Raw genomic sequence first — 26,020 nt, 5'->3', positions numbered from 1 at the left:
AGTTACATTGAAAACCGAAGCAAATGCTTCGGTTTTTTATGGCTGTTTCAGCGACTAACCGCAACGGCTGTCGGCTCTGCCAGCGGTTCTGTTACTAATCGTAACCCGGCAGTTGGCAAACTGTATTGCTGCAAAGGTATGGGGCGTCCGATCACATAGCCTTGTGCATAATTGACACCTATTTCACTCAGTTTGTCGATGATCGCCTGACTTTCGACAAATTCCGCGACTGTTTCGATACCCATAGTACTGCAGACATCATGTATCGATTTCACAATCGCGTAATCGCGGGCATTGACGGCCAATTGCCGCACAAAGCAGCCATCAATCTTCACATAATCGACCGGCAACTCACGCAAGTAGCCGTAGGAAGCGAAGCCACTGCCGAAATCATCTAATGCCAGCGAGAACCCCAATTTTCGCATCGCTTTTAGCATTTCCATCGCCCGTTGCCGATTCTGGATGGCGCTGGTTTCGGTAATTTCAAAGCAAATGCAGCTACTGGGAATAGCATACAGCGCCTGCATATCCGCAATGTAGCTCAACATACCATCGGCGCCCAGACTGTTGGCCGATAAGTTAATCGACATGGTAATTTGTTGACATAACGTCCGGTGTGCAGCTAACCAAGCAAATGCCATCCGTATCACTTCTCGATCGACTTCCGGCATCAGCTTGAAGCGTTCTGCCGCGGCAATGAACTGTGCTGGTGGCAAAATACGGCCTTGCTCACCTTTAATCCGCAGCAGGATTTCTAACCGCTGCCGACCGCTACCACCATTCAAATTGCGGATCGGCTGGAAATACAACAGCAGCTCCCTAGCTTCGATAGCGCGAGTGATCCGTAGTGCCCACTGCGGAGCATTGCGCTCATACGCCAGCTCCTGATTACGACCATCAAAAATGTGGATTTGATTGCTGCCCTTGCGTTTAGCCGCAATACAAGCAATGTCAGCATCTTTAAGGAGTTCACTGGCCTTTATCGGCTCGCCCTGGCAAAAGGCAATACCGACACTGATGCCTACTCGGTAATGAATGCCCTGGTGGTGGATCGTCTGCAGATGCACCTGATGCACAATCTGTTTCAGTAAGCGTGTCACTTCCACAGCACTGCGATCACGCAGCACGACGCCAAACTCATCTCCCCCCAGTCTGGCTAACAGATCCTGTTCATCCAGCTGTGACGCAATGGCCTTGGCAACCAGTGCCAACATCTGATCACCGGCATCGTGACCACAGTTGTCATTAATCAACTTGAATTGTTCAAGGTCGAGATAACAGATGGCTAATGAGCTGGCATGAGCGACAAATCCCGGTAATCGCTCTTCAAAAGCATTGCGATTGAGTAAAGCCGTAGTACCGTCGTAGTCGGCTTTCTTTTGCAATTGCAGCTTCAAACCTTCTTCATCGGTAATGTCTCTTAGCACGATCACCGAGCCAATAATTTCGTCCTCTTCATCATGCAGATTGCTCAGGGCACGGTCCAGTATCCGCGGCTGCGATAACGCCAGACTCATTTTACGATGTTCCGCCTGACGACCACCGGAGGACATAAACTGCTTAATTTCAGCATCTAGACTATTAGCGCTGTCGAACATCTCACCGAGCGTTGCCTTAAGTGCCTGCCGCCGATTGACGCCGAGTAACTTTTCCGCCTGCGGATTCAAGTAAACAATGCGCGCATGTCGGTCGGTAATTAACACAGCTTCAGCGATGGATTCCAAGGTAATTCGCGAGCGTTCTTTATGGCGACAGATCCGCAGCAGCAACTCATTAATCCTGTCTGCCAGGATACGGAATTCTGCACCGCCCTTACCACTGAGGCGTGCAGGAATACGCGTGTTAGGATCAATTTGTGCTAACTCGTCCATCAACCGTGAAAATGGCGTCAGCAATTTAGTCCGCAACCATAAATACCCTAATGCCACTATCAGTAAACCACATGGCAGTAATAACAACACGATGGGAATACTGCGCCATTGCATCTGTGCCACTAACTGTGGCTGTAGTTGTAATTCCAGCACCACCGGGACATTCCCCAGTGACGGCAGTGCCAACCGCTGATAAAGACGATGAGGCGTTGCCTCTGGCAGAATACTAAAGGCTGACAATGGCCTAAGATGAATCACTTGGGTCTGTTCCAGTGCGGCAAGATAGGCGTCATTCAACCAACGACAAGCGATTAATACCTCTCCGTTGGGTAAGCGTATATATCCCAGCATCACTGGCTGATCATCCACCAGCAAAATACCGCTGCTTTCAGATGCCAGCCACGCAGGATTATTGAGCGTGGTGAATAATTGGTGAGTCTCGGGGAAACTGCCCCCCTGCAGCTTATCTAACTGCTGGTGCTGCTCGACAAACAGACTGATGTTATGACCCGCCAATAACGGCTGCCAAGCTCCCTGCACTTCCTTCTGCTGATACACGGGTGCATATAACGTCAGCAGCTGTTGCAGTTGCTCTAAATCTGCCGAGATCTGTTGCTGTATCCGAGCCAGCTCATGCTGCATCATCTGTTGTTGATGTTGTGCAATTCCCTGTTGAAACCACAAATTCAGACAATAGGTGACAACCAGCAGCGCCGGAATGCAAAAACCACCAATAAATAACCGAATACGATTGCCAATATACATAGTGGGAGTCTCGGCACATCTCTCATCAAGGCAGCCAAAAGGAGGCCGGCGCTGTCGATAATGGCAGCACTTACCGGCGGAAAGTCTGTGCATCTTGCCTGAAGCTTTTAGGCAATTTTTTGATTTAGCGCATTTTCGTCAATGGCTATTTTGCAGAAAACGTAAAAGTGTGACGGCTAATATACTGAAAACAATAAAGGCCCGATGTCGGGCCTTTATGCACATTGAGACGGTGACTATTTGTGATATTTACGAGACTGCTCGTGTACCGCTTTCACAAACGCTTCGGCGTGAGCAGGGTCAGCATGCTGGGAAATACCATGTCCCAAGTTAAACACATGACCATTGCCTTCGCCAAATCCAGCCAGAATAGTGGCCACTTCTTCTTCAATGCGCGGAATTGGCGCATACAACATCGACGGATCCATATTGCCCTGCAACGCCACTTTGTCACCTACGCGGCGGCGAGCTTCAGCAATATCAATGGTCCAGTCCAGCCCCAGAGCATCACAACCAGTAGCTGCCATGGCTTCCAGCCACAGACCGCCACCTTTAGTGAACAGCGTTACTGGCACTCGACGACCTTCGGCTTCACGAGTCAGACCTGCAACAATCTTCTCCATATAACGCAGAGAGAATTCAAGATAGGCTGAATGAGACAGTGCGCCACCCCAGGAATCAAAAATCATCACGGCTTGCGCGCCGTTGGCAATCTGGGCATTCAGATACAAGGTCACCGCATCGGCCAGCTTGTCTAGCAACAGGTGCAGCGCCGCCGGTTCGGCATACATCATGCGCTTAACTTGTTCAAACGTTTTGCTAGAGCCGCCCTCAACCATGTAAGTCGCCAATGTCCAGGGTGAACCAGAGAAGCCGATCAGCGGCACTTCACCTTTCAGCTCACGGCGAATAGTGCTTACCGCTTTCATCACGTAACCCAGTTCCTGTTCTGGATCAGGCACTGGCAGTGCTTTGATGGCTGCCATGGTGTCGGCTTTACGCTCAAAACGAGGACCTTCACCGGCTTCAAAATACAGCCCCAGGCCCATGGCATCAGGCACGGTCAGAATATCGGAGAACAGAATTGCCGCGTCTAAATTGAAACGACGCAATGGTTGCAAAGTCACTTCACAAGCTAAATCAGCATTACGGCACAGTGCCATAAAATCCCCAGCCTGAGCACGTGTGGCACGGTATTCAGGTAAGTAACGTCCAGCCTGACGCATCATCCACACCGGAGTTACGTCAACAGGTTGTCTCAACAAGGCACGCAAATAACGATCGTTCTTCAATTCTGCCATTTGGCTGTTCCTACAGGTTAATTTAGGATTTTCTGGGGCGGTAGTTTAGCATTTGCCACAATAATGTAACCTCTCTAACAGTATTTCTGTGACCCTTAACATGGATATTTCCAGATCAGAAAAATGTGTCAATTATGCAGAATCGGCCACGGATCACGGACCGGGAATAAACCGAAATGAAAAAGGAAAGCACATCTCTTATGTGACTGAAAAAAGTTGCACCAGTTCCCCCCCTTTGGTATAAAAAGTCTGCGCTAGCAAGAACAATCAAGAAGCTCGTCACATCGAGCCCGTCATAATTTTCCTCGCCCAGCGGTAGTTTCTACCGCTGGGCTTTTTATTTTTCGAATGACATTGTCACCAGTCGATAGACTTTAGTCGCTTGTCGGATCTGTTTCAGTTGCCAAGCACCGCTGTAATCGCCTAAATTGAAAGTATTCTAGGCGGGGAAGGAGTGTCATTATGCTGACTGAACTCGAACTGGCAGAACAAAAATGGGGTGGCGCCAGCCGACTGATCGACCGTTGGCTGCACAATCGACGAGAATTACTGAGCCAGTATTTCAAGTTGGCGGGGATACCCTACGGTAAACGTGACAAAAAAAGCCTTCCTGAGGTGGCGCAGGTACATCTGTTCTGTGAACACCTCGTCGATTACATATCAGAATGTCATTTCCGCGTAATTAACCAAATCATGCACTCGTTTCCTGAGGGGCAAAAACTGACCGATCAGCTGTTGCCAAAACTTCTGGAAACCACCGAACTCCTGCTCGATTTTATCGACAAATACGCTGACGTTGAGAGCGACGATATGCTGTTTGAACTGGATGACGATTTAGCCGAGCTGGTGAATACTCTGGAAACTCGTCTGCAATTAGAGGATCGCTTGCTGCAGGTGCTTTACACCTATCGCGTCAAACGAGAAGAAGCGATGCAATCAGCCGTTTAGCAAGGCATGTTGTCGATGAAAAAGGCCAGCATTTGCTGGCCTTTTCTCTTAGCAATGAACTTACACTGCAGTCTGGAAAATCACTTTTCCGGCCTTTTCAGTGTAAGAGCCAATCTTGTCAAAGTTCAGGTAGCGATAAGTATCGGCTGCGGTTGCATCGATTTCCTTCGCATATTCCTGATACTCTGCTGGCGTTGGTAAACGGCCAATCAGTGCAGCGACTGCTGCCAGTTCGGCAGAAGCCAGATACACATTGGCACCGGTTCCCAGACGGTTCGGGAAGTTACGGGTAGAAGTTGATACCACCGTCGCCCCATCGGCGACGCGCGCCTGGTTACCCATACACAGCGAACAGCCAGGAATTTCGATACGCGCACCAGCACGACCGAAAATACCGTAATAGCCTTCTTCGGTCAGTTGGTCCTTATCCATCTTGGTTGGCGGCGCAATCCACAGACGGGTTGGCAAAGTCTTGGCAAACTTATCCAGCACTTTACCCGTAGCACGGAAGTGGCCGATGTTGGTCATACAAGAACCAACGAACACTTCGTCAATCTTGGTATTTGCCACTTCAGACAACAGCCGGGCATCATCTGGATCGTTTGGTGCGCACAGGATCGGTTCTTTAATCTGATCCAAGTCGATTTCAATGACTGCAGCATATTCAGCATCGGCATCGGCTTCCATCAGTTGTGGATTAGCCAACCACTCTTCCATACCCTTGATACGACGTTCCAGCGTGCGACGATCACCGTAGCCTTCTGCAATCATCCACTTCAGCATCACGATGTTAGAATTCAGGTATTCAATGATCGGGGCTTTATCAAGCTTGATGGTACAGCCAGCCGCACTGCGTTCAGCAGACGCATCTGACAGTTCAAAGGCTTGCTCAACCTTCAGATGTTGCAGACCTTCAATCTCCAGGATACGGCCAGAGAAGATGTTCTTCTTACCTTTCTTCTCAACCGTCAGTAAGCCCATTTCGATCGCTTTGTGCGGAATGGCATGCACCAGATCACGCAGAGTGATACCCGGCTGCATTTTGCCACTGAAACGTACCAGCACGGATTCTGGCATATCCAACGGCATTACCCCGGTAGCGGCAGCAAATGCCACCAGACCAGAACCCGCAGGGAAAGAGATCCCAATCGGGAAACGGGTATGCGAGTCACCACCAGTACCGACAGTATCTGGCAGCAGCATACGGTTCAGCCAAGAGTGGATAACACCATCGCCAGGACGCAGTGATACACCACCGCGATTCATGATGAAATCAGGCAGTGTGTGGTGAGTATTCACATCAACTGGTTTTGGATAAGCGGCAGTGTGACAGAAAGACTGCATCACCAAATCGGCACTGAAGCCCAAACAGGCCAGGTCTTTCAGTTCATCACGGGTCATCGGGCCAGTCGTGTCCTGAGACCCGACAGAGGTCATCTTCGGCTCGCAATACTGACCAGGGCGAATACCTGCGACGCCACAAGCTTTACCCACCATCTTCTGGGCGAGGGTGAAACCTCTGCTAGAGGCGGCCACTGCTGCAGGGCGAACAAAGACGTCAGACGCTGGCAGGCCCAGCGTTTCACGTGCCTTGTCTGTCAGACCACGGCCAATGATCAACGGAATACGGCCACCGGCGCGGACTTCATCCAGTAACACATCAGTTTTCAGCTCGAAAGTAGAGATCACTTCGTCTGAGTCATGACGCTTCACTACACCTTGATATGGGTAAACATCAATGATGTCGCCCATTTCCATGTTGCCAACATCCAGTTCAACCGGTAAAGCACCCGCATCTTCCATAGTGTTGAAGAAAATAGGCGCGATCTTGCCACCAAAACAGAAACCGCCAGCGCGCTTGTTAGGCACAAATGGAATATCGTCGCCCATCAACCACAATACTGAGTTAGTGGCTGATTTACGGGAAGAACCAGTACCCACCACATCCCCCACGTAAACCAGTGGGAAACCTTTGGTTTTCAGTTCTTCAATTTTGCTGATGGGGCCAACCACACCGGCTTGATCCGGCTCGATACCATCACGAGCGTTTTTCAGCATCGCCAGTGCATGCAATGGGATATCTGGACGTGACCAGGCATCAGGTGCAGGAGACAGGTCATCGGTGTTAGTCTCGCCGGGGACTTTAAACACTGTCAGGGTAATTTTGTCCGCCAGTTTTGGACGACTGAGGAACCATTCGGCATCAGCCCAGGATTCTACAACCTGCTTAGCGTAACTATTACCTGTCTGCATTTTTTCCACCACATCATGGTAGGCATCGAACATCAGCAGGGTATGAGACAACGCTTTAACCGCAAGAGGTGCCAGCTTTTCGTCGTCAAGGAATTTCACCAACGGCTCAATGTTGTAACCGCCTTGCATCGAACCTAACAGTTCAACTGCGTGCTCGGCGCTAACAATAGGAGAGGTCACGGTGCCGCTGGCAACGGCATCAAGGAAGCCGGCTTTAACATAGGCAGCTTCATCAACGCCTGGGGGAATACGGTTTTCCAGCAGATCTAGGATAAATTGTTCTTCACCCGCTGGTGGATTTTTTAGTAGTTCAACCAGTTCGGCAACCTGATGGGCATCCAGCGGTTTTGGGACAACACCCTCGGCGGCACGCTCTGCAACGTGTTTACGATATGCTTCTAGCACGGCAACATTCCTCTTCGTTTAGCGCTCTTACGACTGCCCATTCGCGAGCGCGGGCAGTCCCACAGATTCAACCCTTATTTTCCGCGCAGAAGTATACTACAGCTTTGCAAAAGTATGAATCAGATCACACATGAACCACATAATGCGTGGGGGTAAATTTGTAGGCGCAGAATAAACTAAGGTTTGAAATTCAATAATGATATTAGACAATAGTTTGAAAATTAATCATTTAGATAAAATACAGCGAATTACAGTAGTGTGATATTGTCCTTACAATATTTTGCAGCGACAAACAAGCGCTTGTCAGCCAGTGCCAATTTTACACAATGACGGTATTAATGATGAAAAATACCCCGCTCAACGCAGTGATTTTCGATATGGATGGCGTACTGATCGATTCTGAGCCCGTATGGCAACAGGCAGAATTTGATATTCTTACGGCCAAAGGATTGCCCATCACCAAAGCAGAAATTGCGCAAACCACCGGTCTGCGGATAGACGAGGTAGCTGAATACTGGTATCAGCGTTTTCCTTCCGATGATTTTGATACGGCCATGGTGGCAGACTACATTATCGAGCAGGTCATCCGCTACATCCGCCAGGATGGCAAGGCCATGATCGGCGTTAACGAGGCGCTGCAAGCCTGCCGGACATACCAGTTGAAAGTTGGACTGGCAACCTCCTCATCCAGCAATATTATCGACGCGGTGCTGGAGCAGTTACAGATCCGTGAATATTTTGATGTCATTCAAAGTGCTGAATCACTACCTTATGGCAAACCGCATCCTGAGGTCTATCTGCGTTGTGCATCAGCCCTTGGTATTGCGCCGGTCAGTTGCCTCGCTGTCGAAGACTCATTTAACGGACTGATTGCTGCTCGTGCCGCCAGAATGCAGACACTGGTGATTCCCGCATCATCGCAACGGCATGATCCTCGTTGGACAGCCGCGCACCATCAAGCCGACAATTTGCGGCAACTTCCAGCCTTGTTAGCGCAGCTAATAGACAACGCATAACTTGAGCCCACACAAAACAAAAGCCAGACGATAGTGTCTGGCTTTTGGGTTCATAAGCAAAACAGCGGTATTACCAGATTTTCACTCGTTGATCTTCGGGTAAATACTCTTTATCGGTCGGTTTCAGATCAAACGCCTTATAGAAACCGTCGATGTTACGTGGCGTAGCCATCGCCCGATAGTGACTGGGAGAATGCGGGTCAGTCAACAAACGGCGCACCAGCTCTGCATCACGATAGTTACGGCGCCATACCTGCGACCAGCCAATGAAGAAGCGTTGATCGCCGGTCAGGCCATCCATAACCGGAGCCTCTTTACCATCAAGACTCAGATGATAAGAGCGCAAGGCGACCGTTAATCCACCCAGATCCCCGATGTTTTCACCTAGCGTCAAATCACCGTTCACATGTTTGCCCGGCAAAGGTTCAAAAGCACTGTATTGTGCCGCCAGGGCTTTACCACGCTTCTGGAACTCTGCACGATCTTTATCGGTCCACCAGTCACGCAGGTTGCCATCACCGTCATATTTGGCGCCTTGGTCGTCAAAACCATGACTGATTTCGTGACCAATCACTGCGCCAATGCCGCCATAGTTCACCGCATCATCCGCCTCCATGTTGAAGAACGGCGGTTGTAAAATTGCGGCCGGGAATACGATTTCATTACCCACTGGGCTGTAGTAAGCATTTACCGTCTGTGGCGTCATGTGCCACTCGGTGCGATCGACTGGCTTGCCAATTTTGTTGAGCATATCGTCGTACTCAAAGCTGGCGGCACGCTGATAGTTAGCCACCAGTTGCTTAGCACTGATCTGCAGTTTGCTATAGTCTTTCCATTTGTCCGGATAGCCAATCTTATAGGTAAACTTCGACAGTTTTTCCTGAGCCGCTTTCTTGGTCGCCGGGGTCATCCATTCCAGTTCGTTAATGCTGACTTCAAAGCCTTTGATCAGGTTTTTGATCATGCTTTCCATGCGCACTTTCGCTTCAGGTTTGAAGTTGCGGGCCACGTATTCTTTACCCACCAGCTCACCGATAACATTGTCAGCACCATCAACCGCCTGCTTCCAGCGCGGCTCCTGTTGCTCGATGCCCTGTAAGGTTTTCTGGTGGAAATCGAAATGCAGATCGGCAAACTGCTTGCTCAGTAACTCGGCATAGCTGTCAACCAGATGGAATGCTAAATAGTCCTTCCAGGCAGAGACTGGAAATTTCTCAAATTCAGCGCCAAATTTTTCGAAGTAAGAAGGCTGGCGCACGATGATGTCGTCGGTTTTACCCGCCAGGCCACTGCCCAATACAAACGCTGCGAAATCGAACTTACCCGTCAGCTTCTGGATCTGCGCCAAGGTCATTTTGTTGTATGACTTATTCGCGTCACGGGACTCCACGCGGGTCCACTGGTTTTTCGCAATCGCCAATTCAATGTTGGCCACATTCGCTACTGCGCTGTCAGCATTAGCATAACCCGCAGCCTTGAGCAGATTACGCACGTATTTGCGCATGGCATCGCGGTTAGCAATAAACTTGGCGTCATCTTTCAGGTAATAATCGCGGTCAGGCAGCGTCAGACCACTTTGGTAAAGATACACACCATATTGACTGGAATTTTTGGCATCATTGTTCACATAGAAACCGAAGGGAATGCTGCTGCCTGACGTCAGCAATTTGCCCATCAACCCGGCAACATCTGCATAGCTGGCAATCGCGGCGATGTCATGCAGTTGCGCTTTTAACGGGGTAATGCCCAGTTTTTCAACTGTCGCGGTGTCCATATAAGCGGTGTAAAAATCCCCGATTTTCTGTTCAGTACTGCCTTTGACTTTATTCGGTTTGGCAGCCGCTTCTTCAACGATCTGCTTCAGTGCCGCTTGGCTTTTTTCATAGAGAACGGTAAACGCCCCGTAATTGGATTTATCTGCCGGGATCTTGGTACGTTGTAGCCATTTACCGTTAACGCTGTAATACAGGTCGTCCTGAAAACGTACTTTTGGATCAAAATTCTCGGTTTCAATACCAGAGACTTTTTTCACTTCTGCCTGAGTCTGTGCCAGCGGTTGGGTTGGCTCACTGGCACACGATGCCAGACCAAGGCTCAAGGCAATCCCCACTGCCAAAGCGCTTATCTTATTCATTGAATTCCCGTTCTCCAGATTAAAAAGGGTGTAACAAGGATAGCAGCCTGACACCTTAGCATCGCCACTACCCGGCCAATAGCCGATTTTTGTAAGGATCTATGAAGCCTGGATCAGAAGTTTTTACCAATAAACAGGTACATGGTCTTTTGACCATCATCACTGAGGCCCATGCCCAATGCTGCCGGGCCCAATGGTGTATTGGTGCCCAGATACAGGCTGCCGGCATATATCAGATCATTGAGTTCCACATGTTCACCCACGCCCCAGACATTCCCCGCTTCAATACTGCTTCCGAGGTAAAGTGGATAATCCTTCATCCCCAGCACATCGCGCCCAAGATCATATTGATAAATAAAGGCGCCAAACAACTTCTGGGCACCCGCGAGCGAGTTTTTATGATAGCCGGAGAGATTAAGGAAGCCGCCAAGATCCGACACGTAGATGGAGAAGTTCTCATCGCCATCCTTGTTGACAGAGGCATAGGAAGCCTTGCCCACAAACGAATGACTGCCCACACTGACAACACCTTTCCAATCCGCCTGGATCTGCAACGAGCGGTCAGGCCCCGCCACTAAGCCGCCGTTATATTTTTCGTTCCGCAGGTAAACATTGACGGTGACACGGTTGCCGGTGGTTGGAAAACTGATGTTATCCAACGAATCATAAGCAAATTTGAAGTAAGTCCCGTATGTCGTAAAGTCGATATCATCAACCGCAATGATGTTGGAAATTCGGCCGCTATCAACCGTCAGTCCCAGTTCCAGCAAGCCTTCAGGTAAATAGTTATAGCCAATACCGAGATCGATCTGATGGGTACTGCGATCCAATTGATAATAAAGAATATTAGAATTGAAGATATCCCAGGATTTCTCTTCATACTGATAACGCGCCCGGCCATAAAACTGCTGGTTTGCATCCAGTGGCTGATAAAACTCTGTACCCAGCATCTTTTCAAAACCAAGCTTCGCTTCGTTACGCCACTCACCACCGTTTTCGGTTAAATCTTTCATGGTCAACGCAAAGTCCAACGTGACCGCCGAGTCCATCGAAAAATCATCTTCCCAGTTAAAACCAAACCGCAAATAGTTAGGCCCCCAGGATTTGGCCTTGGTGGTTACTGTCAGCACCCGACCTTGGTCTGTGTCTTCAAATTCGGCGCTGACTCGTTCAAACTTGTCGAGCGAATATAACCGGTTGATCGCATCATCCAACTGCGCCTTGGTAACCACATCCCCCACGTTAATCCCCAGCACTTGACTCAACAGCGAGTGGCTGACTTTGGCATCATTGTGGTAAACAATCTGGGTCACCGGCCGCTGCACATCCTCCAGCCAACTGCCAGCGATAGCCTTTTTATGTTTTTCATAAGCGGTATAGTCTGCGGCAGACAGTTCCAGTCGTCGCAATTCAGGTAACAATGCTTTCGCGGCAACTTCGCCCGCATGCAGCGCTTTGGGCATATCAGAAAAGTCTGTGGTACTCAGCGAATCAATATTGGGCCGGATTAAAATATCTCGTTCTGTCAGCAGTAATTTCTGCCGTTCAGTACTGGCCTGAGTCAGCATAGTGGATAACTGGTTCAGCACCGCCACCGCACCATTGAGCTGGTTCTTTTTGACCAGCTCCGAACCGATATCCACGGCAATAACAATATCGGCCCCCATGGCTTTTACCACGTCGACCGGCATATTGTTGGCGATACCACCATCCACCAGAATTTTGCCGTTAATCACTGCGGGCTGCAGCGCGCCGGGGACGGTGGCAGAGGCTTGCATCGCCTGCACCAAACTGCCACTGCTGAGGATCACCGGACGGCTAGTTTCCAGATCAGTCGCCACCGCGCGAAAGGGGATCGCCAAATCATTAAAACTGCTGTACTCCGGTACCAGACCGGTCGTATTGCGATATAACCGCGACATGCTCTGCCCCAGTAACACGCCGCTTGGGGCCTGCACCTCGCCATCGCGAATCCCCAGATTCAGTGGAATATTGTACTGATCACGCGTTTGCTTTTCCCGGTACGCCAGTTGTTCACGAGGGATCAGATCCGAATAACCGCTGGACCAGTTTTGCTTCATCATCAGCTTTTCAATGTCATCGGCGCTGTATCCCAACGCATACATTCCGCCCACATAAGCGCCGATACTGGTACCCGCGATATAATCCACCGGGATATGGTTAGCCTCTAACACTTTTAACACGCCAACGTGTGCGGCCCCTTTAGCGCCCCCACCACTGAGCACCAAACCAATTTTTGGACGGTCTGACGCCGCCGCAGCAAAAGCACAGCAAAGCGCAAACAGGGTGAGCAGACGGGGAAAAAATGATGACATGATGGCACGGATTCTGTTCAGCAAATGACCGGCATATCTTAACAGAGAAGCCCGGGTAAAAAGAATCTACAACACAGCGATATTATTGCACTGGTTGATATTGCAACAATTGCTGCTCCAACATCTCGAGCGGCGCCGGCTTGGCAAAATAGTACCCCTGAATCACATAACAACCACGGCTGAACACCTGTTCCAGTTGCTCTTTGGTTTCAACGCCCTCAGCAACGACGCTCAGCTTCAGGTTACGGGCCAGTTCGATAATACTGCTCACAATGGCCTGGTCCGCGGAATTAGTGGCAATGTCCAACAGGAAGGAGCGATCGATCTTCAACGCATTAACCTGGAAGTTACGCAGATAGGCCAACGAAGAGTAACCGGTACCAAAATCATCAATCGCGACTTCAATGTTATGTTTACGCAGACGCCTCAGATGCTGCTTTGCAATGTGCAGCTCTTTCATCAACACCCCTTCGGTAATCTCCAGCGTCAGACGATTCGCCGGCATGCCAGTTTGCTGCAAGGTGTCTAGCACAAACTCGATGAAATCGGGTTGCCGAAAATGTACCGCACTGACGTTGACTGAGATGCTGAAATTGAGATTGCTAAACTGCTGACATAAACGCGCGCCATCGAGACAAGCGCGGTGCATCACCCAACGATCAATATCAATGATCAGGCCGCAACTCTCCGCCACTTTAATGAAGATATCCGGCGGCACAAAGCCATCCTGAGGATGCCGCCAACGCAATAGTGCTTCTGCCCCGATACAGCGGTCATCCTGCAGCAGGTCAAATTGCCCCTGATACCAGAGTTCAAATTCATCCTGCTCGATGGCTCGCCGTAAGTCGCCTTCTAAGCGCATGTGGTACAGCGCCTCAGCGTTACGTTCCCGGGAGTAGTACTGGAAATTACCGCGACCAGAATCTTTGGCGTGATACATGGCTTGATCGGCGTTTTTAATCAGGTTTTCGGGCTGCTCAGTATCATCGGGCCAGATACTGATACCGATACTGGTTGAAACAAAGAATTCGCGGCCAAATAACCTAAACGGTTGGGCAATTTGCGACAATAAGCGATCACACAGACGGTTGATTAAATCGACATCCCCAGAATTCACCAGAATGACAAATTCATCCCCCCCAAACCGGCACAGCAGTTGACCTTCATCCAGCACCGACTGTAAGCGGTTAGCAGCCTCCACCAGCAAGGCGTCACCCATGCTGTGGCCATAGTAATCATTTACTTGCTTGAAACGGTCCAAGTCGAGGAACAGCAGCGCTAACTTGCCGTTATCCTTACTGGCTCGCGTTATCGCCTGCTCCAAGCGCACCGCAAACAGACTGCGGTTAGGTAAGCCCGTCAGGACGTCATAATTCGCCAGCTTTCTAAGCTCGGCCTCTGACTGTTTTCGTTCGGTAATATCTGAAAAGACAATAACATAATGACGTAACTGCTGAAAATTGTCCTTCATCGCCGAGACATTCAGCCACACCGGGAAACTGCTGCGATTGCGGCTCATCAACTCGCGCTCGCCAGTCCAGGAACTGCGCCCCTCCAGCAATGGAGCCACATGCGCCGCTTTACCGTCGCCGGAACACATGACTTCCCCGACCTGCTTACCGGTCATCTCCTGACGGCTGATCCCTACCAACTCTTCTGCTGCGCGATTCGCCACCTCAATGAACTCGTTGGCATCCAGAATTAACACCCCTTCAGAGGTGTTTTCAAAGGCGCGCGCCAACAGGCTGACCTCGCTTTCCAGCCGTTTAGCGGTAGTCACTTCGCTATAAATACCGGCAATTTTTAATATGGCGCCGGTTTCTGGATCCCAGTTCACCGGACGCCCGCGCACTTTTATCCAGCCCCAATGCCCATCGCTACGTTTATAGCGGTATTCCGCATCAAAGCTCGCCAAGTTACCATTCAGCACTTGCTGCCATTGCTGTTCCACGCGTGGCCGATCATCCGGGTGCATTGGAAAACCACCAAACTTCACCGTCAGTTGGTCGCTATTCATGCCTAGCACATCGCCATGATTATCCAGATAGAATAGATTATCTTGCCGGTACCATTCCCAGAGATCGGAATCACTGCCGCGCAACGATTGCCGTAGACGGTCATCACTCTCGGTTAACGCGTGGTTAATCTCACGGAAACGCAATACCTGCCGATGGCGGTAGATAATGATGCCTATCAATGCGGCTAACAGCGACAGCATCCACAACGCACGGAACCAGTTGCTTTCCCACCAGTGGATCCGCACTTCAAATGGGAACACCACCGGGGTTTTGTTCCAGACGCCATTGACCTGCCCCACCACCTCGAGGTTATAGGTGCCACCTTTCAGCCCCGCCAGGTTGATTTGAGACTGATTTTCTAACAGCAAATAATTCGGCGTTTGATTTCTTCCCGGCTCACGCAGACGATATTTAATGCTGGTGGCGGCATCCCCCAGATAATTGCTGTTGGATAACTGAAAACTGATGAGCTTAGCACCTGGTGCTATCTGCATCCCCGGATGGGGCACAATACTGACCATAGTGCTATTTTCAAAATAAACCGACACTGACTCCAACACGACACCGAGATCAGCAATACGGTTTTTCATATGGGGGACATCCAGTAACATCACCCCTTCCGGAGTTCCGACATACAACCCTTTGGCCGCATCATAATAGATGGCACCTTCGTTAAGCTCCGGTGCGATCAAGCCATCGGTATAACCCAGAACCAATAATTCGCCGTTGTGCTTATTCTGCCGGATGATTTTTTTCGGACAGCCCACCACTCTAAAATCTTTGGTATCTTCCAGGAAATACACACCATCACACTCGACCTGCCATTGGTCGGTCAGACTGTGGATCTCCGAGGTTTTAATATTCAATGCCTGCATACCGAGACTGCGCGTGCCGAGCCAGAAGGTATCATCGCTCACTTGCAGTATCTGATTGATCATCGATTTCTTTAACACGTCACTATTGACGCTTTCTATCCGATGAAAAACTTCAGTGCTATCGAAATATCCTAAGAATTTGTCACCACCCACCCACAAGCGATGTTGCCAGTCTCGATATAAACCAAAGACCACGAGACGCTCTTGGTCAGTGTCTACGCCTGGGAGGTGGATACGTTCAATATCCCCCCCTTGTACCCAGTGATACAGCCCATAATTTGTCCCGAGCCACCAATTTTTACCTTCATGCAGCACGTTATATATGCCTTTATGAGCAAGCACCCCCGCTGGAGCCTCAGTGGTAACTAGTCGAGTCCCTTTATGGGCAACTTTATCGAAGATATACAAGCCATTGGTCGTCGATAACAGCCAATGTGCTGCATCTATCGCATCGATGCGATAGATGCTATCACTCGGGTCCATCCCTTCGATTCCGTAGCGATCCGAGATTTTGCTGGTGAGATTGACCTGATATAACGCTCCGTTACTGCCAAGCCAGAGCGAGCTATCATCGGCGGCGATGGACCACACCGTATCAATATTCAATTTATACGGGGGATCATTACTGATACTGTCCAACAAAAAATCAGGTTTCTCTGCCAGAATCGCCAACGGATTCCCGGTTCCGGCAACCCATACCAGTCCATGTCGATCAATTAACAGCGCATTCGGGCTGTCGATCCCAGCGCGTTGCTTCAGTTGATCTTTATAGGAAATAATCCGGTGTTCATTGGGGAAATATTTCAGCAGTCCACCGCGGATAACGACCCACAGATTACCTTTTTCATCCTCAGCCACCATGCGGCACAAGTATGGTATTTGCGGCACGATAGCAATCTTTAGTGTTTCGAGATCCAACTGGTATAAACCGTCACCGCCGGAAATCCATACGCGGTTTTGGCTGTCCTGATACAAGCTGTAAACACTGCCGGATGCACGTTTCCATGGCAATGACGCTAATGCGTTGCCCTGCTGATCGTATAGCCACAGGTGCTGAGTGTTACCCAACACTAAACGACCATCACTTAGTAACAACATGCGGTTCCAACTGCCATCTGTCATTTTCGGAAGACTAAACAGCTCGCGTAGTTGTTGAACATCTTTTGAAAGCCGCCAGACTTTGCCCTGCGCCGAGAGCAACAGCAGATCGCCGTTTGGTAACGGCGCCGTAGCTCTTAGGGCGCTACCATCAAAATCGGGAAAAAACGTTGGTGAGCCGAAACGGCGAAACGAATTGTTGTGAATGTTGTATAGGTAGGTATTACGTTCAGTCACCGTCAGCAGATATTGATGATCGACTTTAGCGACTAACAGAAAGTACTCTTCATCCAGGCGGGAATTAGTTGCAGATTTATCAACGCGCCGCACCACGTTATTACTGACACGATACAAGCCCTGCTCGGTCGCCAGCCAAATAAACCCGTAGTCGTCCGTGGTCATATCCTGAATGGCAGAATTTCCCAGACCATCTCTGGCAGAAAATACGCGCTGCACTAACTCACCGGCAATAGCGCAGGAGCTACCCAGTAACAGGTAAATAACGCATACCACTATTGCAAATATCTGTCTGTTCATTCCTGACAACAACGGCCACTTAGATTAAAAAACCAGGCTCTGACTGGGACGATACCATATAAACACATTTTATTTACATATACAGCCGATACTTTCGTCAATCACCTTTACACATAAAAAAAGCCCAGATGGAGGTCTGGGCTTTAGGTTAATCGCTCAACTCAGCGATTACTTGTTCTTTTTCGCCTTAGGATTAGGCAGGTCAGTAATAGAACCTTCGTAGATTTCCGCAGCCAGACCAATAGATTCATGCAGTGTTGGATGTGCATGGATAGTCAGCGCGATATCTTCTGCATCACAACCCATTTCCACGGCCAACCCGATTTCGCCCAGCAGTTCACCGGCATTTACCCCAACCAGTGCACCACCAATGATACGGTGAGTATCTTTATCAAAAATCAGCTTGGTCATCCCTTCGCTAGCTTCTGACGCAATCGCACGACCGCTGGCAGCCCATGGGAATACTGCAGTTTCGTATGCAATACCTTGTTCTTTTGCCTGCTTTTCAGTCACACCTACCCACGCCACTTCTGGATCGGTGTAGGCGATAGAGGGGATCACTTTCGGATCGAAGAAGTGTTTCAGACCAGAGATCACTTCTGCCGCCACATGGCCTTCATGCACGCCTTTGTGCGCCAGCATTGGCTGACCGACGATGTCACCCACTGCGAAGATGTGTGGCACATTGGTACGCATCTGCTTATCAACATTGATAAAACCACGTTCATCGATCTTCACGCCAGCTTTGTCAGCATCAATCAGCTTACCGTTAGGGGTACGACCGATGGCCACCAGCACGGCATCATAGCGCACGGGTTCAGCAGGTGCAGACTTGCCTTCCATAGTGACATAAATGCCATCATCTTTGGCTTCGACAGCTGTCACTTTGGTTTCCAGCATCAGCTTGAATTTCTTACTGATCTGCTTGGTGAAGTTTTTCACAATATCTTTGTCAGCGGCAGGGATCACCTGATCGAACATTTCCACCACTTCGATATCGCTACCCAGAGCAGAGTACACAGTCCCCATTTCCAGACCGATAATCCCACCACCCATTACCAGCAGTTTGTTAGGCACTTCTTTCAATGCCAGAGCATCAGTAGAGTCCCAAATCCGAGGATCTTCATGAGGAATGAATGGCAATTGGATCGGACGGCTACCCGCAGCAATAATGGCGTTGTCAAAGTTAACCGTAGTCTTGCTACCATCTTCAGCAGTCACTTCAATGCTGTTAGGACCAGCAAATTTACCGAAACCGTTAACCACCTTCACTTTGCGCATCTTAGACATGCCGCCCAGACCACCGGTCAGCTGACTAATCACTTTTTCTTTAAATGCACGCAATTTATCGATATCGATCTGTGGTTCGCCGAAAGTGACACCGTTAGCTGCCATGTGTTTGGCTTCTTCAATCACTTTGGCAACATGCAGCAAGGCTTTGGAAGGGATACAACCCACATTCAGGCAAACACCGCCAAGAGTGCTGTAACGTTCAACAATCACTGTTTCCAGACCCAGATCCGCTGCACGGAAAGCGGCTGAATAGCCTGCGGGGCCGGCACCTAATACCACAACCTGTGTTTTGATTTCGTTACTCATTTTTTCCTCTGATTTGTTTCAGTCCGTCGGGACGGCCAGCCCAACCTTGGAGCCTTCAACCACTTTACCGTCATGAAAGTGGCTGCATTTTAACCTTTAGATGACCGTGGCCACAATAAAACGTAAGGCTGACCCAATTGGTCAGCCTTAGTGATTACATAATTAATGTCCGAATGTCAGACAGGTAGCTTGACAGCGTTACGCTGAAACGCGCGGCCAGTGCTCCGTCAATCACCCGGTGATCGTATGACAAAGATAACGGACACATCAGGCGCGGAATGAACTCTTTACCATTCCACCTCGGCTTAAACTCAGACTTAGACACGCCGAGAATTGCGACATCCGGATAGTTAACGATTGGGGTAAATGCAGTACCACCAATACCACCCAGACTGGAGATAGTGAAACAGCTGCCCTGCATATCTGCCGCTTTCAGTTTGCCATCACGGGCCTTAGCAGAGATGTCCGCCAATTCCTGACTCAGTTCCACGATGCCTTTCTTATCCACGTCGCGGAATACCGGCACCACCAGACCATTAGGCGTATCGACTGCTACGCCAATGTGGTAGTACTTTTTCTGGATCAGGGATTCGCCATCCGGGCTCAGACTGGAGTTGAATGTCGGAAAATCCTTCAAGGCTTTCGCTACGGCTTTCATCATAAACACCAGCGGGGTGAACTTGATGTTCTGCTTTTTCTTGGCAGCCAGTTCGTTCTGCTGTTTACGGAAAGCTTCCAGCTCGGTGATATCAGCTTCGTCGAATTGGGTAACATGAGGGATTGTGACCCAGTTACGATGCAGATTCGGACCAGAGATTTTCTGAATACGCGTCAGCGGCACTGCGACCACTTCACCAAACTTACTGAAATCGACTTTAGGCGCATCAATCACTTGCAGACCATTACCGCCACCGACGGCTGTCGCAGCCGAGGCTTTGGGTCGTGACAGTTCATAGCGGACATAGGCCTGAACATCTTCTTTCTGGATGCGACCTTTGCGACCAGAACCTTTGACCAGGCTCAAGTCCACACCAAACTCACGCGCTAAACGGCGCACTGATGGCGAGGCAAACACAACGCCGGTGCTTGGCTGTACGCCAGCACTTGGATGATACGGTACGGGTGGGCGACTTGGTTGCGCCGCGGCCACCGGAGCTGCAGTTGGTGCTGGTGCAGGTGTTTCTGCCTGTGGGGCTGGGGCTGAAGCGGCAACGGCCACTCCCTGCACTTCCACCTTGGCAATGATACTGCCTTCAGAAACTTTATCTCCGACCTTGACGATCAGCTCAGTCACCTTGCCTGCAACTGGTGCGGGTACTTCCATGGTCGCTTTATCGCTTTCCAGGGTAATCAGCCCCTGGTCTACGCTGACGATATCGCCAACAGCGACCAGCAATTCTATGACATCAACATCGGTAGAACCGCCGATATCGGGTACTTTAATTTCCTGTATGGAAGCAACGGCTGGAGCGGCTGCCACTGGTGCAGCTACTGGAGCAACAGGTGCGGCAACAGGCGCAGGTTCTGCAGCGACTGGCGCTGGGGCAGCAGCGGCGCCGCCAGCAACTTCCAATAACAGGATCAAGGAACCTTCAGAAACCTTGTCACCGACTTTGATTTTGAGTGATTTCACCACACCCGCCTGCGGTGCCGGTACGTCCATTGTGGCTTTGTCAGTTTCCAGTGTGATCAGACCGGCATCGGCTTCGATGCTATCGCCTTCTTTCACCAGCACTTCAATCACGTCGACATCTTTAGCATCGCCAATATCAGGTACGGTTACTTCAATCACCTGACTCGCCGCCGCAACGACTGGGGCGGTAGCAACAGCTGCTGCTTTAGGCGCTTCGGCTTTAACCGGCTCAACTTTCGGAGCTTCTGCTTTTGCCGCTTGTGGTGCCGTAGCAGCACCTTCAGCCGCCAACAACGCAATCAAGGTACCTTCAGAGACTTTATCGCCCACCGCTACTTTCAGCGCTTGCAGTACCCCGGCAAATGGTGCCGGGATATCCATCGTCGCTTTATCACTCTCAACGGTAATAATGGCGTCTTCAGCAGCCAGGCTGTCGCCTACGCTGGCACAGATCTCAATCACCTGCACCTCGTCACCGCCGATATCGGGCACCAGTACTTCTTTTAAATCTGCCATTCTGTTTCCCTCTTACGCGAACAGTGGGTTGATCTTATCGGTATCGATACCGTATTCAGCGATTGCTTTAGTCAACACATCAACTGGCAATTCGCCACGATCCACCAAGGATTTCAGCGCTGCAATCACAATGTAAGTGGCATCCACTTCAAAGTGGTGGCGCAGATTAGCGCGGCTATCGCTACGCCCGAAACCATCGGTACCCAATACTTTGTAATCCGTTGGTACAAACGCCCGTAACTGTTCACCGTAAAGCTTCATATAATCACTGGCCGCAATTGCCGGTGCATCCTTGGACAACACTTTAGCAACGTATGGCACTTTTGGCGTTTCAGTTGGATGCAGCATATTCCAGCGTTCACAATCCTGACCTTCACGCGCCAGTTCATTGAAGCTGGTAACGCTGAACACATCAGCACTGATACCGTAATCTTTTGCCAACGCCTGAGCCGCTTTACGTACCTGTTCCAGAATAGTGCCACAGCCCATCAGCTGCACGTTACCTTTGCCGGAGCCAGCAACACTTTCCAGTTTGTAGATACCTTTTACAATGCCTTCTTCCACGCCTTCTGGCATTTCCGGCTGCACGTAGTTTTCGTTCATGGTGGTCAGGTAGTAGAAGATATCTTCCTGATTTTCGCCATACATACGGCGGATACCATCTTGAACAATCACGGCAATTTCATAGCCGTAAGTCGGATCATAACTGATACAACTTGGGATGGTGTTCGCCAGGATATGGCTGTGACCGTCCTGATGCTGCAAACCTTCACCGTTCAGCGTTGTACGACCTGAAGTACCGCCGACCAGGAAACCACGAGCACGCAGGTCACCTGCCGCCCAGGCCAGATCGCCGATACGCTGGAAACCGAACATGGAGTAGTAGATGTAGAACGGGATCATCGGTGAATCGTTAACGGAATAACTGGTCGCCGCAGAAACCCAGGATGCCATCGCGCCGAGTTCGTTAATCCCTTCCTGCAATACCTGGCCAGACTTATCTTCACGGTAGTAAGCCACCTGGTCTTTATCCTGAGGCACGTATTTCTGCCCTTCATGAGCATAAATCCCAACCTGGCGGAACAGACCTTCCATACCAAAGGTACGGGCTTCATCAGGAATGATCGGCACGATATTTTTGCCGACACCTTTGTCTTTCAGCAACGCGGTCAGCACCCGCACAAACGCCATGGTAGTGGAGATTTCGCGACCATTAGAGCCTTTCAGTACGGCGTCAAAAATCTTCAATGATGGCACATCAAGATCTTCAGTGAACTTCTGACGACGAGAAGGCAGATAGCCGCCTAAAGCTTCACGACGAGCCTTGAGGTATTTCACTTCTTCTGAATCTGGACCTGGATGGTAGAAAGGGACTTCATCCAGTTTGTCATCAGGAATTGGGATATTGAAACGATCACGGAAGTAACGGATAGATTCGATATCCATTTTCTTCACGTTGTGCGCGATATTTTTACCTTCACCGGCATCACCCAGACCATAACCTTTTACGGTCTTGGCCAGAATCACAGTTGGGCGACCTTTGGTATTCTTGGCGTGCTGCAACGCCGCATAAATCTTCACCGGATCATGACCACCACGGTTCAGACGCCAGATGTCATCATCAGACATGTTGGCAACCATCTCGGCAGTCTCAGGGTACTTGCCAAAGAAGTGTTCGCGCGTCCAGGCACCTCCTTTGGCTTTACAGTTCTGGTATTCACCGTCAACGGTTTCTTCCATCAACTGCAGCAACTTACCACTGGTATCGCGAGCTAACAGCGGATCCCAGTAGCGGCCCCAGATCACCTTGACCACTTCCCAGCCAGCGCCGCGGAATTCCCCTTCCAGTTCCTGAATAATCTTGCCGTTACCACGGACCGGACCGTCCAGACGCTGCAGGTTACAGTTGATGATAAATACCAGATTGTCCAACTCTTCACGCGCGGCCAGACCAATGGCACCCAAGGCTTCTGGCTCATCCACTTCGCCATCGCCGAGGAAGCAGTACACGGTCTGTTCTGAACAATCTTTAATGCCGCGGTCAGTCAAATACTTCAGGAAACGTGCCTGATAAATCGCCTGAATTGGACCCAAGCCCATCGATACGGTAGGGAACTGCCAGTAGTCCGACATCAGTTTAGGGTGTGGATAAGAAGACAGGCCTTTGCCATCCACTTCCTGACGGAAATTTGCCAGTTGATCTTCAGTCAGACGACCTTCGAGGAATGAACGGGAATAAATCCCTGGCGCAATGTGCCCCTGGAAGTACACCAAATCACCGCCGTCTTTGGCGTTAGGCGCACGGAAGAAATGGTTGAAACACACGTCATAGATAGTGGCACTAGAGGCAAAACTGGAAATATGACCACCAAGCTCCAGATCCTTTTTGGAACCCCGCAGCACCATCGCCAAAGCGTTCCAGCGGATAATCGCACGAATACGACGTTCCAGCCCCTGATCACCTGGCATCTGCGGTTCCTGACCAGCAGGAATGGTATTGACGTATGCAGTTGTTGCAGAGTACGGCAGATAAGTACCGTTACGACGAGCCTTGTCGATCAGCTTTTCCAGCAGATAATGAGCACGTTCCGGCCCTTCCTGCTCTAATACTGCTTGCAGGGCATCCAGCCACTCCTGAGTCTCTAATGGATCCAAGTCTTGTAGCATATTTTCAGACATGACACTGTCCTTATCTATACATTGTAAAAGTTGTGATTGCGATGTCCTCGGCGCCCAAAACGCCCGGATTACACACCGCTCTTCAAACGGCGCAGGCTACGCTGCAACCGACTGTCTTCTTCCCTTACCGACAACATGACTTCCTCTATATAGCTCAAGTGTTCGTTGGATGCTTCACGTGCGGCTTCAGGATCGCGACGAACGATCGCGGCAAGCAAAGCCCGCCGGTGCTCGTTAGCCTTGTGGGTGGCTTCTTCGCGTCGGCTCAGAAGCTCTAGGTTTTCGGCTACATTTTTGTGCAGCACAGCTGTTAAACTCAGTACCAGATGCAGCATCGCCATGTTATGCGAAGCTTCTGCCACTGTCCGGTAGAAATCGACAATCGCACTGGCTTGTTCAGTAATCCCCGATGCACTTTCCACGCGGTCGATACAATCTTGCAGATTCTGCATATCCGTATCAGTACCCCGCAGCGCGGCGAAATAAGCCATCATCCCTTCGGTAGCATGACGAAACTCCAGCAAGTCATATTGGCTTTCACTGTCGTGTTGCATCAATTCCACAATTGGGTCAGACAGGCTTTGCCACAATTGCTGCTTCACATAGGTGCCACCACCCTGGCGGCGCAGCAACAACCCTTTAGCTTCAAGCTTCTGGATGGCTTCCCTTAAAGAAGGGCGGGAAACTTCGAACTGCAATGCCAGTTCACGTTCAGGAGGGAGTTTTTGACCAGGCTTCAAGCTGCCTTCAAGAATCATCTGCTCCAGTTGATTCATGATAACGTCAGAAATTTTTGGCTGACTGATTTTGCTATAAGCCATAACGGGCACTCAGCTCCATTTTGTAAATTGGTCTTACCAATTCCTCCGGGTGAGCGCACTTTAACAAATCACAATTTTATTGTCTAGATAGTGATCTACGTCAATTAAACCCACAATATGTGAGCATCCCCTAAACAACAAGGTTTTGGAAGGTAGCCATTAGCCTAAAGTCTAATGGCCTATCCGCGATTATTTTCATTATTACTGACAATTATCAGCAGAGTATCGGCCTACATTATAGTCTGCCGCCAGCCAAAACCAGCATCAGCGCCACAAAAACCAGCAAAAGTCTTTCACGACACTGCACGCCAATGATTAGCGCCTTATCAGCCGCACCTGAACACCTTATCTGACCCAACCAAAAATGGTTAGCAATGACAAGATAGTCAACAGCAGCACAAAATTACGCTTACTGAGCGCCAGCAACGCTATCGTGGAACGCACACAGATAGGGGCTAACGTTGCTTCCGGCATCACCTCCGCCGCCACAGCAACGCCGGTAATAATGCTGCGGGGTTTACAGCGCCAATCGAAGGCTAACTCACGCCACCGGCTAAAACCGGAAGAAAACTGACCACTGAAAACAAACCCGAGTGCCACCAGTCTTGCGGGCAACCAGTCCAACACATAGAGCAGCCCCGGCAGTAACGGCCAGTCAGCATCGTGACGTTTCCGCTCTTCAGCAAAGAAACGTACGGTACAGTAAAACACTACCCCTACTGGTCCAAACACTATTAAAAACAAGGCGACGGCGGCGTAATAACGATAATTAATCCAGGCGGCCATCTGTCCGACTCTGGCACCCAGTTCTTTTTCGCTAACGGCATCCACACAGTCGGTGCAATCCAGTTCACCTGCATATAAATAGCAAGCTTCGACATCACCACGACAGGCAGCCTGCATATATCGCTTAAATACCGCGCGTTGCCTTTGGTGTGAAAAACACACCATGCCAAATACCACCCAAACCATCAGCGTCGGCAAGCCGAAAAACCAACCATTAACGACCCACAGCAGCACCGCCACCGATACAGCGGGCAACAATAATGCCAGTAACATCCCCGGCAATGAGTGCAGTAGATTGCCCGCAAAAAGATGCTTTTGATACCAGTGCAAACCGTTATCCAGCTGCAAGGCACCCGGCAATAACTTGAGTCGCTCAATAATGATGGCGACCAACAGGGAAAACAGAGCCATGTTTCTCTCCAGTTTCGA

At 50.1% G+C, this 26,020-nt stretch carries 13 protein-coding genes; 2 read left to right on the top strand and 11 right to left on the bottom strand.

Translation table 11 applies throughout. The features are described from left to right. Window positions 1–47 precede the first annotated feature (47 nt). Together KDN34_RS01440 and hemE are read right to left on the bottom strand one after the other, a co-directional pair. Entirely contained in the window at window positions 48–2,636 is a 2,589-nt protein-coding gene (locus KDN34_RS01440) for a bifunctional diguanylate cyclase/phosphodiesterase (RefSeq protein WP_212595182.1), read from the bottom strand. A gap of 236 nt (window positions 2,637–2,872) precedes the next feature. Next, window positions 2,873–3,937: a uroporphyrinogen decarboxylase gene (gene hemE / locus KDN34_RS01435; protein ID WP_212595181.1), complete on the bottom strand. Its 1,065-nt coding sequence runs from the start codon at window positions 3,935–3,937 to the stop codon at window positions 2,873–2,875. Window positions 3,938–4,399: 462 nt separating this feature from the next. Between hemE and rsd the strand changes: the two genes are divergently transcribed. Further along, complete coding sequence (rsd, locus tag KDN34_RS01430; protein ID WP_212595180.1) at window positions 4,400–4,885, top strand: sigma D regulator; 486 nt, start codon at window positions 4,400–4,402, stop codon at window positions 4,883–4,885. 60 nt (window positions 4,886–4,945) lie between these two features. Here rsd and acnB read toward each other — a convergent pair whose 3' ends face one another. Continuing rightward, window positions 4,946–7,543 carry a bifunctional aconitate hydratase 2/2-methylisocitrate dehydratase gene (gene acnB, locus KDN34_RS01425; protein ID WP_212595179.1) on the bottom strand — a complete coding sequence of 866 codons (2,598 nt, stop codon included), beginning with the start codon at window positions 7,541–7,543 and terminating at the stop codon, window positions 4,946–4,948. A 341-nt stretch (window positions 7,544–7,884) separates the two neighbouring features. Here acnB and hxpB point away from each other — a divergent pair, with 341 nt between their 5' ends. Next, window positions 7,885–8,559 carry a hexitol phosphatase HxpB gene (gene hxpB / locus KDN34_RS01420; protein WP_212596478.1) on the top strand — a complete coding sequence of 225 codons (675 nt, stop codon included), beginning with the start codon at window positions 7,885–7,887 and terminating at the stop codon, window positions 8,557–8,559. A 70-nt stretch (window positions 8,560–8,629) separates the two neighbouring features. Here hxpB and KDN34_RS01415 read toward each other — a convergent pair whose 3' ends face one another. The 8 genes from KDN34_RS01415 to ampE form a co-directional block, all read right to left on the bottom strand. Further along, the gene (locus KDN34_RS01415) at window positions 8,630–10,693 is read right to left on the bottom strand and encodes a M13 family metallopeptidase (RefSeq protein ID WP_212595178.1); all 2,064 of its coding nucleotides are present in this window, start codon (window positions 10,691–10,693) and stop codon (window positions 8,630–8,632) included. Window positions 10,694–10,806: 113 nt separating this feature from the next. After that, complete coding sequence (locus KDN34_RS01410; protein WP_212595177.1) at window positions 10,807–13,029, bottom strand: patatin-like phospholipase family protein; 2,223 nt, start codon at window positions 13,027–13,029, stop codon at window positions 10,807–10,809. 82 nt (window positions 13,030–13,111) lie between these two features. Further along, window positions 13,112–17,557 carry an EAL domain-containing protein gene (locus tag KDN34_RS01405; RefSeq protein ID WP_212595176.1) on the bottom strand — a complete coding sequence of 1,482 codons (4,446 nt, stop codon included), beginning with the start codon at window positions 17,555–17,557 and terminating at the stop codon, window positions 13,112–13,114. Window positions 17,558–17,725: 168 nt separating this feature from the next. Further along, a complete protein-coding gene (lpdA, locus tag KDN34_RS01400; protein WP_212595175.1) occupies window positions 17,726–19,156 on the bottom strand; it encodes a dihydrolipoyl dehydrogenase in 1,431 nt (476 codons plus the stop codon). A gap of 154 nt (window positions 19,157–19,310) precedes the next feature. Continuing rightward, complete coding sequence (gene aceF / locus KDN34_RS01395; protein WP_212595174.1) at window positions 19,311–21,305, bottom strand: dihydrolipoyllysine-residue acetyltransferase; 1,995 nt, start codon at window positions 21,303–21,305, stop codon at window positions 19,311–19,313. 12 nt (window positions 21,306–21,317) lie between these two features. Further along, entirely contained in the window at window positions 21,318–23,984 is a 2,667-nt protein-coding gene (aceE, locus tag KDN34_RS01390) for a pyruvate dehydrogenase (acetyl-transferring), homodimeric type (RefSeq protein ID WP_212595173.1), read from the bottom strand. A 68-nt stretch (window positions 23,985–24,052) separates the two neighbouring features. Further along, window positions 24,053–24,805 (bottom strand): pyruvate dehydrogenase complex transcriptional repressor PdhR, encoded by a 753-nt coding sequence (gene pdhR / locus KDN34_RS01385; RefSeq protein ID WP_212595172.1) that lies wholly within the window; start codon window positions 24,803–24,805, stop codon window positions 24,053–24,055. A 345-nt stretch (window positions 24,806–25,150) separates the two neighbouring features. Continuing rightward, complete coding sequence (gene ampE, locus KDN34_RS01380) at window positions 25,151–26,002, bottom strand: beta-lactamase regulator AmpE (RefSeq protein ID WP_212595171.1); 852 nt, start codon at window positions 26,000–26,002, stop codon at window positions 25,151–25,153. Between the last annotated feature and the right edge of the window lie 18 nt (window positions 26,003–26,020).

Source organism: Shewanella yunxiaonensis (assembly GCF_018223345.1).
GTDB lineage: Bacteria > Pseudomonadota > Gammaproteobacteria > Enterobacterales > Shewanellaceae > Shewanella > Shewanella yunxiaonensis.
Note: the sequence above shows the minus strand (reverse complement) of the source record. Positions and strands in the feature narration are given on the sequence as shown.

What these genes read in the sequence shown, in the direction of transcription:
- KDN34_RS01440 (WP_212595182.1), bottom strand. Translation starts at nt 2,636, where the DNA reads ATGTATATTGGCAATCGTATTCGGTTATTTATTGGTGGTTTTTGCATT.
- hemE (WP_212595181.1), bottom strand. Translation starts at nt 3,937, where the DNA reads ATGGCAGAATTGAAGAACGATCGTTATTTGCGTGCCTTGTTGAGACAA.
- rsd (WP_212595180.1), top strand. Translation starts at nt 4,400, where the DNA reads ATGCTGACTGAACTCGAACTGGCAGAACAAAAATGGGGTGGCGCCAGC.
- hxpB (WP_212596478.1), top strand. Translation starts at nt 7,885, where the DNA reads ATGAAAAATACCCCGCTCAACGCAGTGATTTTCGATATGGATGGCGTA.
- KDN34_RS01415 (WP_212595178.1), bottom strand. Translation starts at nt 10,693, where the DNA reads ATGAATAAGATAAGCGCTTTGGCAGTGGGGATTGCCTTGAGCCTTGGT.
- KDN34_RS01410 (WP_212595177.1), bottom strand. Translation starts at nt 13,029, where the DNA reads ATGTCATCATTTTTTCCCCGTCTGCTCACCCTGTTTGCGCTTTGCTGT.
- KDN34_RS01405 (WP_212595176.1), bottom strand. Translation starts at nt 17,557, where the DNA reads ATGAACAGACAGATATTTGCAATAGTGGTATGCGTTATTTACCTGTTA.
- lpdA (WP_212595175.1), bottom strand. Translation starts at nt 19,156, where the DNA reads ATGAGTAACGAAATCAAAACACAGGTTGTGGTATTAGGTGCCGGCCCC.
- aceF (WP_212595174.1), bottom strand. Translation starts at nt 21,305, where the DNA reads ATGGCAGATTTAAAAGAAGTACTGGTGCCCGATATCGGCGGTGACGAG.
- aceE (WP_212595173.1), bottom strand. Translation starts at nt 23,984, where the DNA reads ATGTCTGAAAATATGCTACAAGACTTGGATCCATTAGAGACTCAGGAG.
- pdhR (WP_212595172.1), bottom strand. Translation starts at nt 24,805, where the DNA reads ATGGCTTATAGCAAAATCAGTCAGCCAAAAATTTCTGACGTTATCATG.
- ampE (WP_212595171.1), bottom strand. Translation starts at nt 26,002, where the DNA reads ATGGCTCTGTTTTCCCTGTTGGTCGCCATCATTATTGAGCGACTCAAG.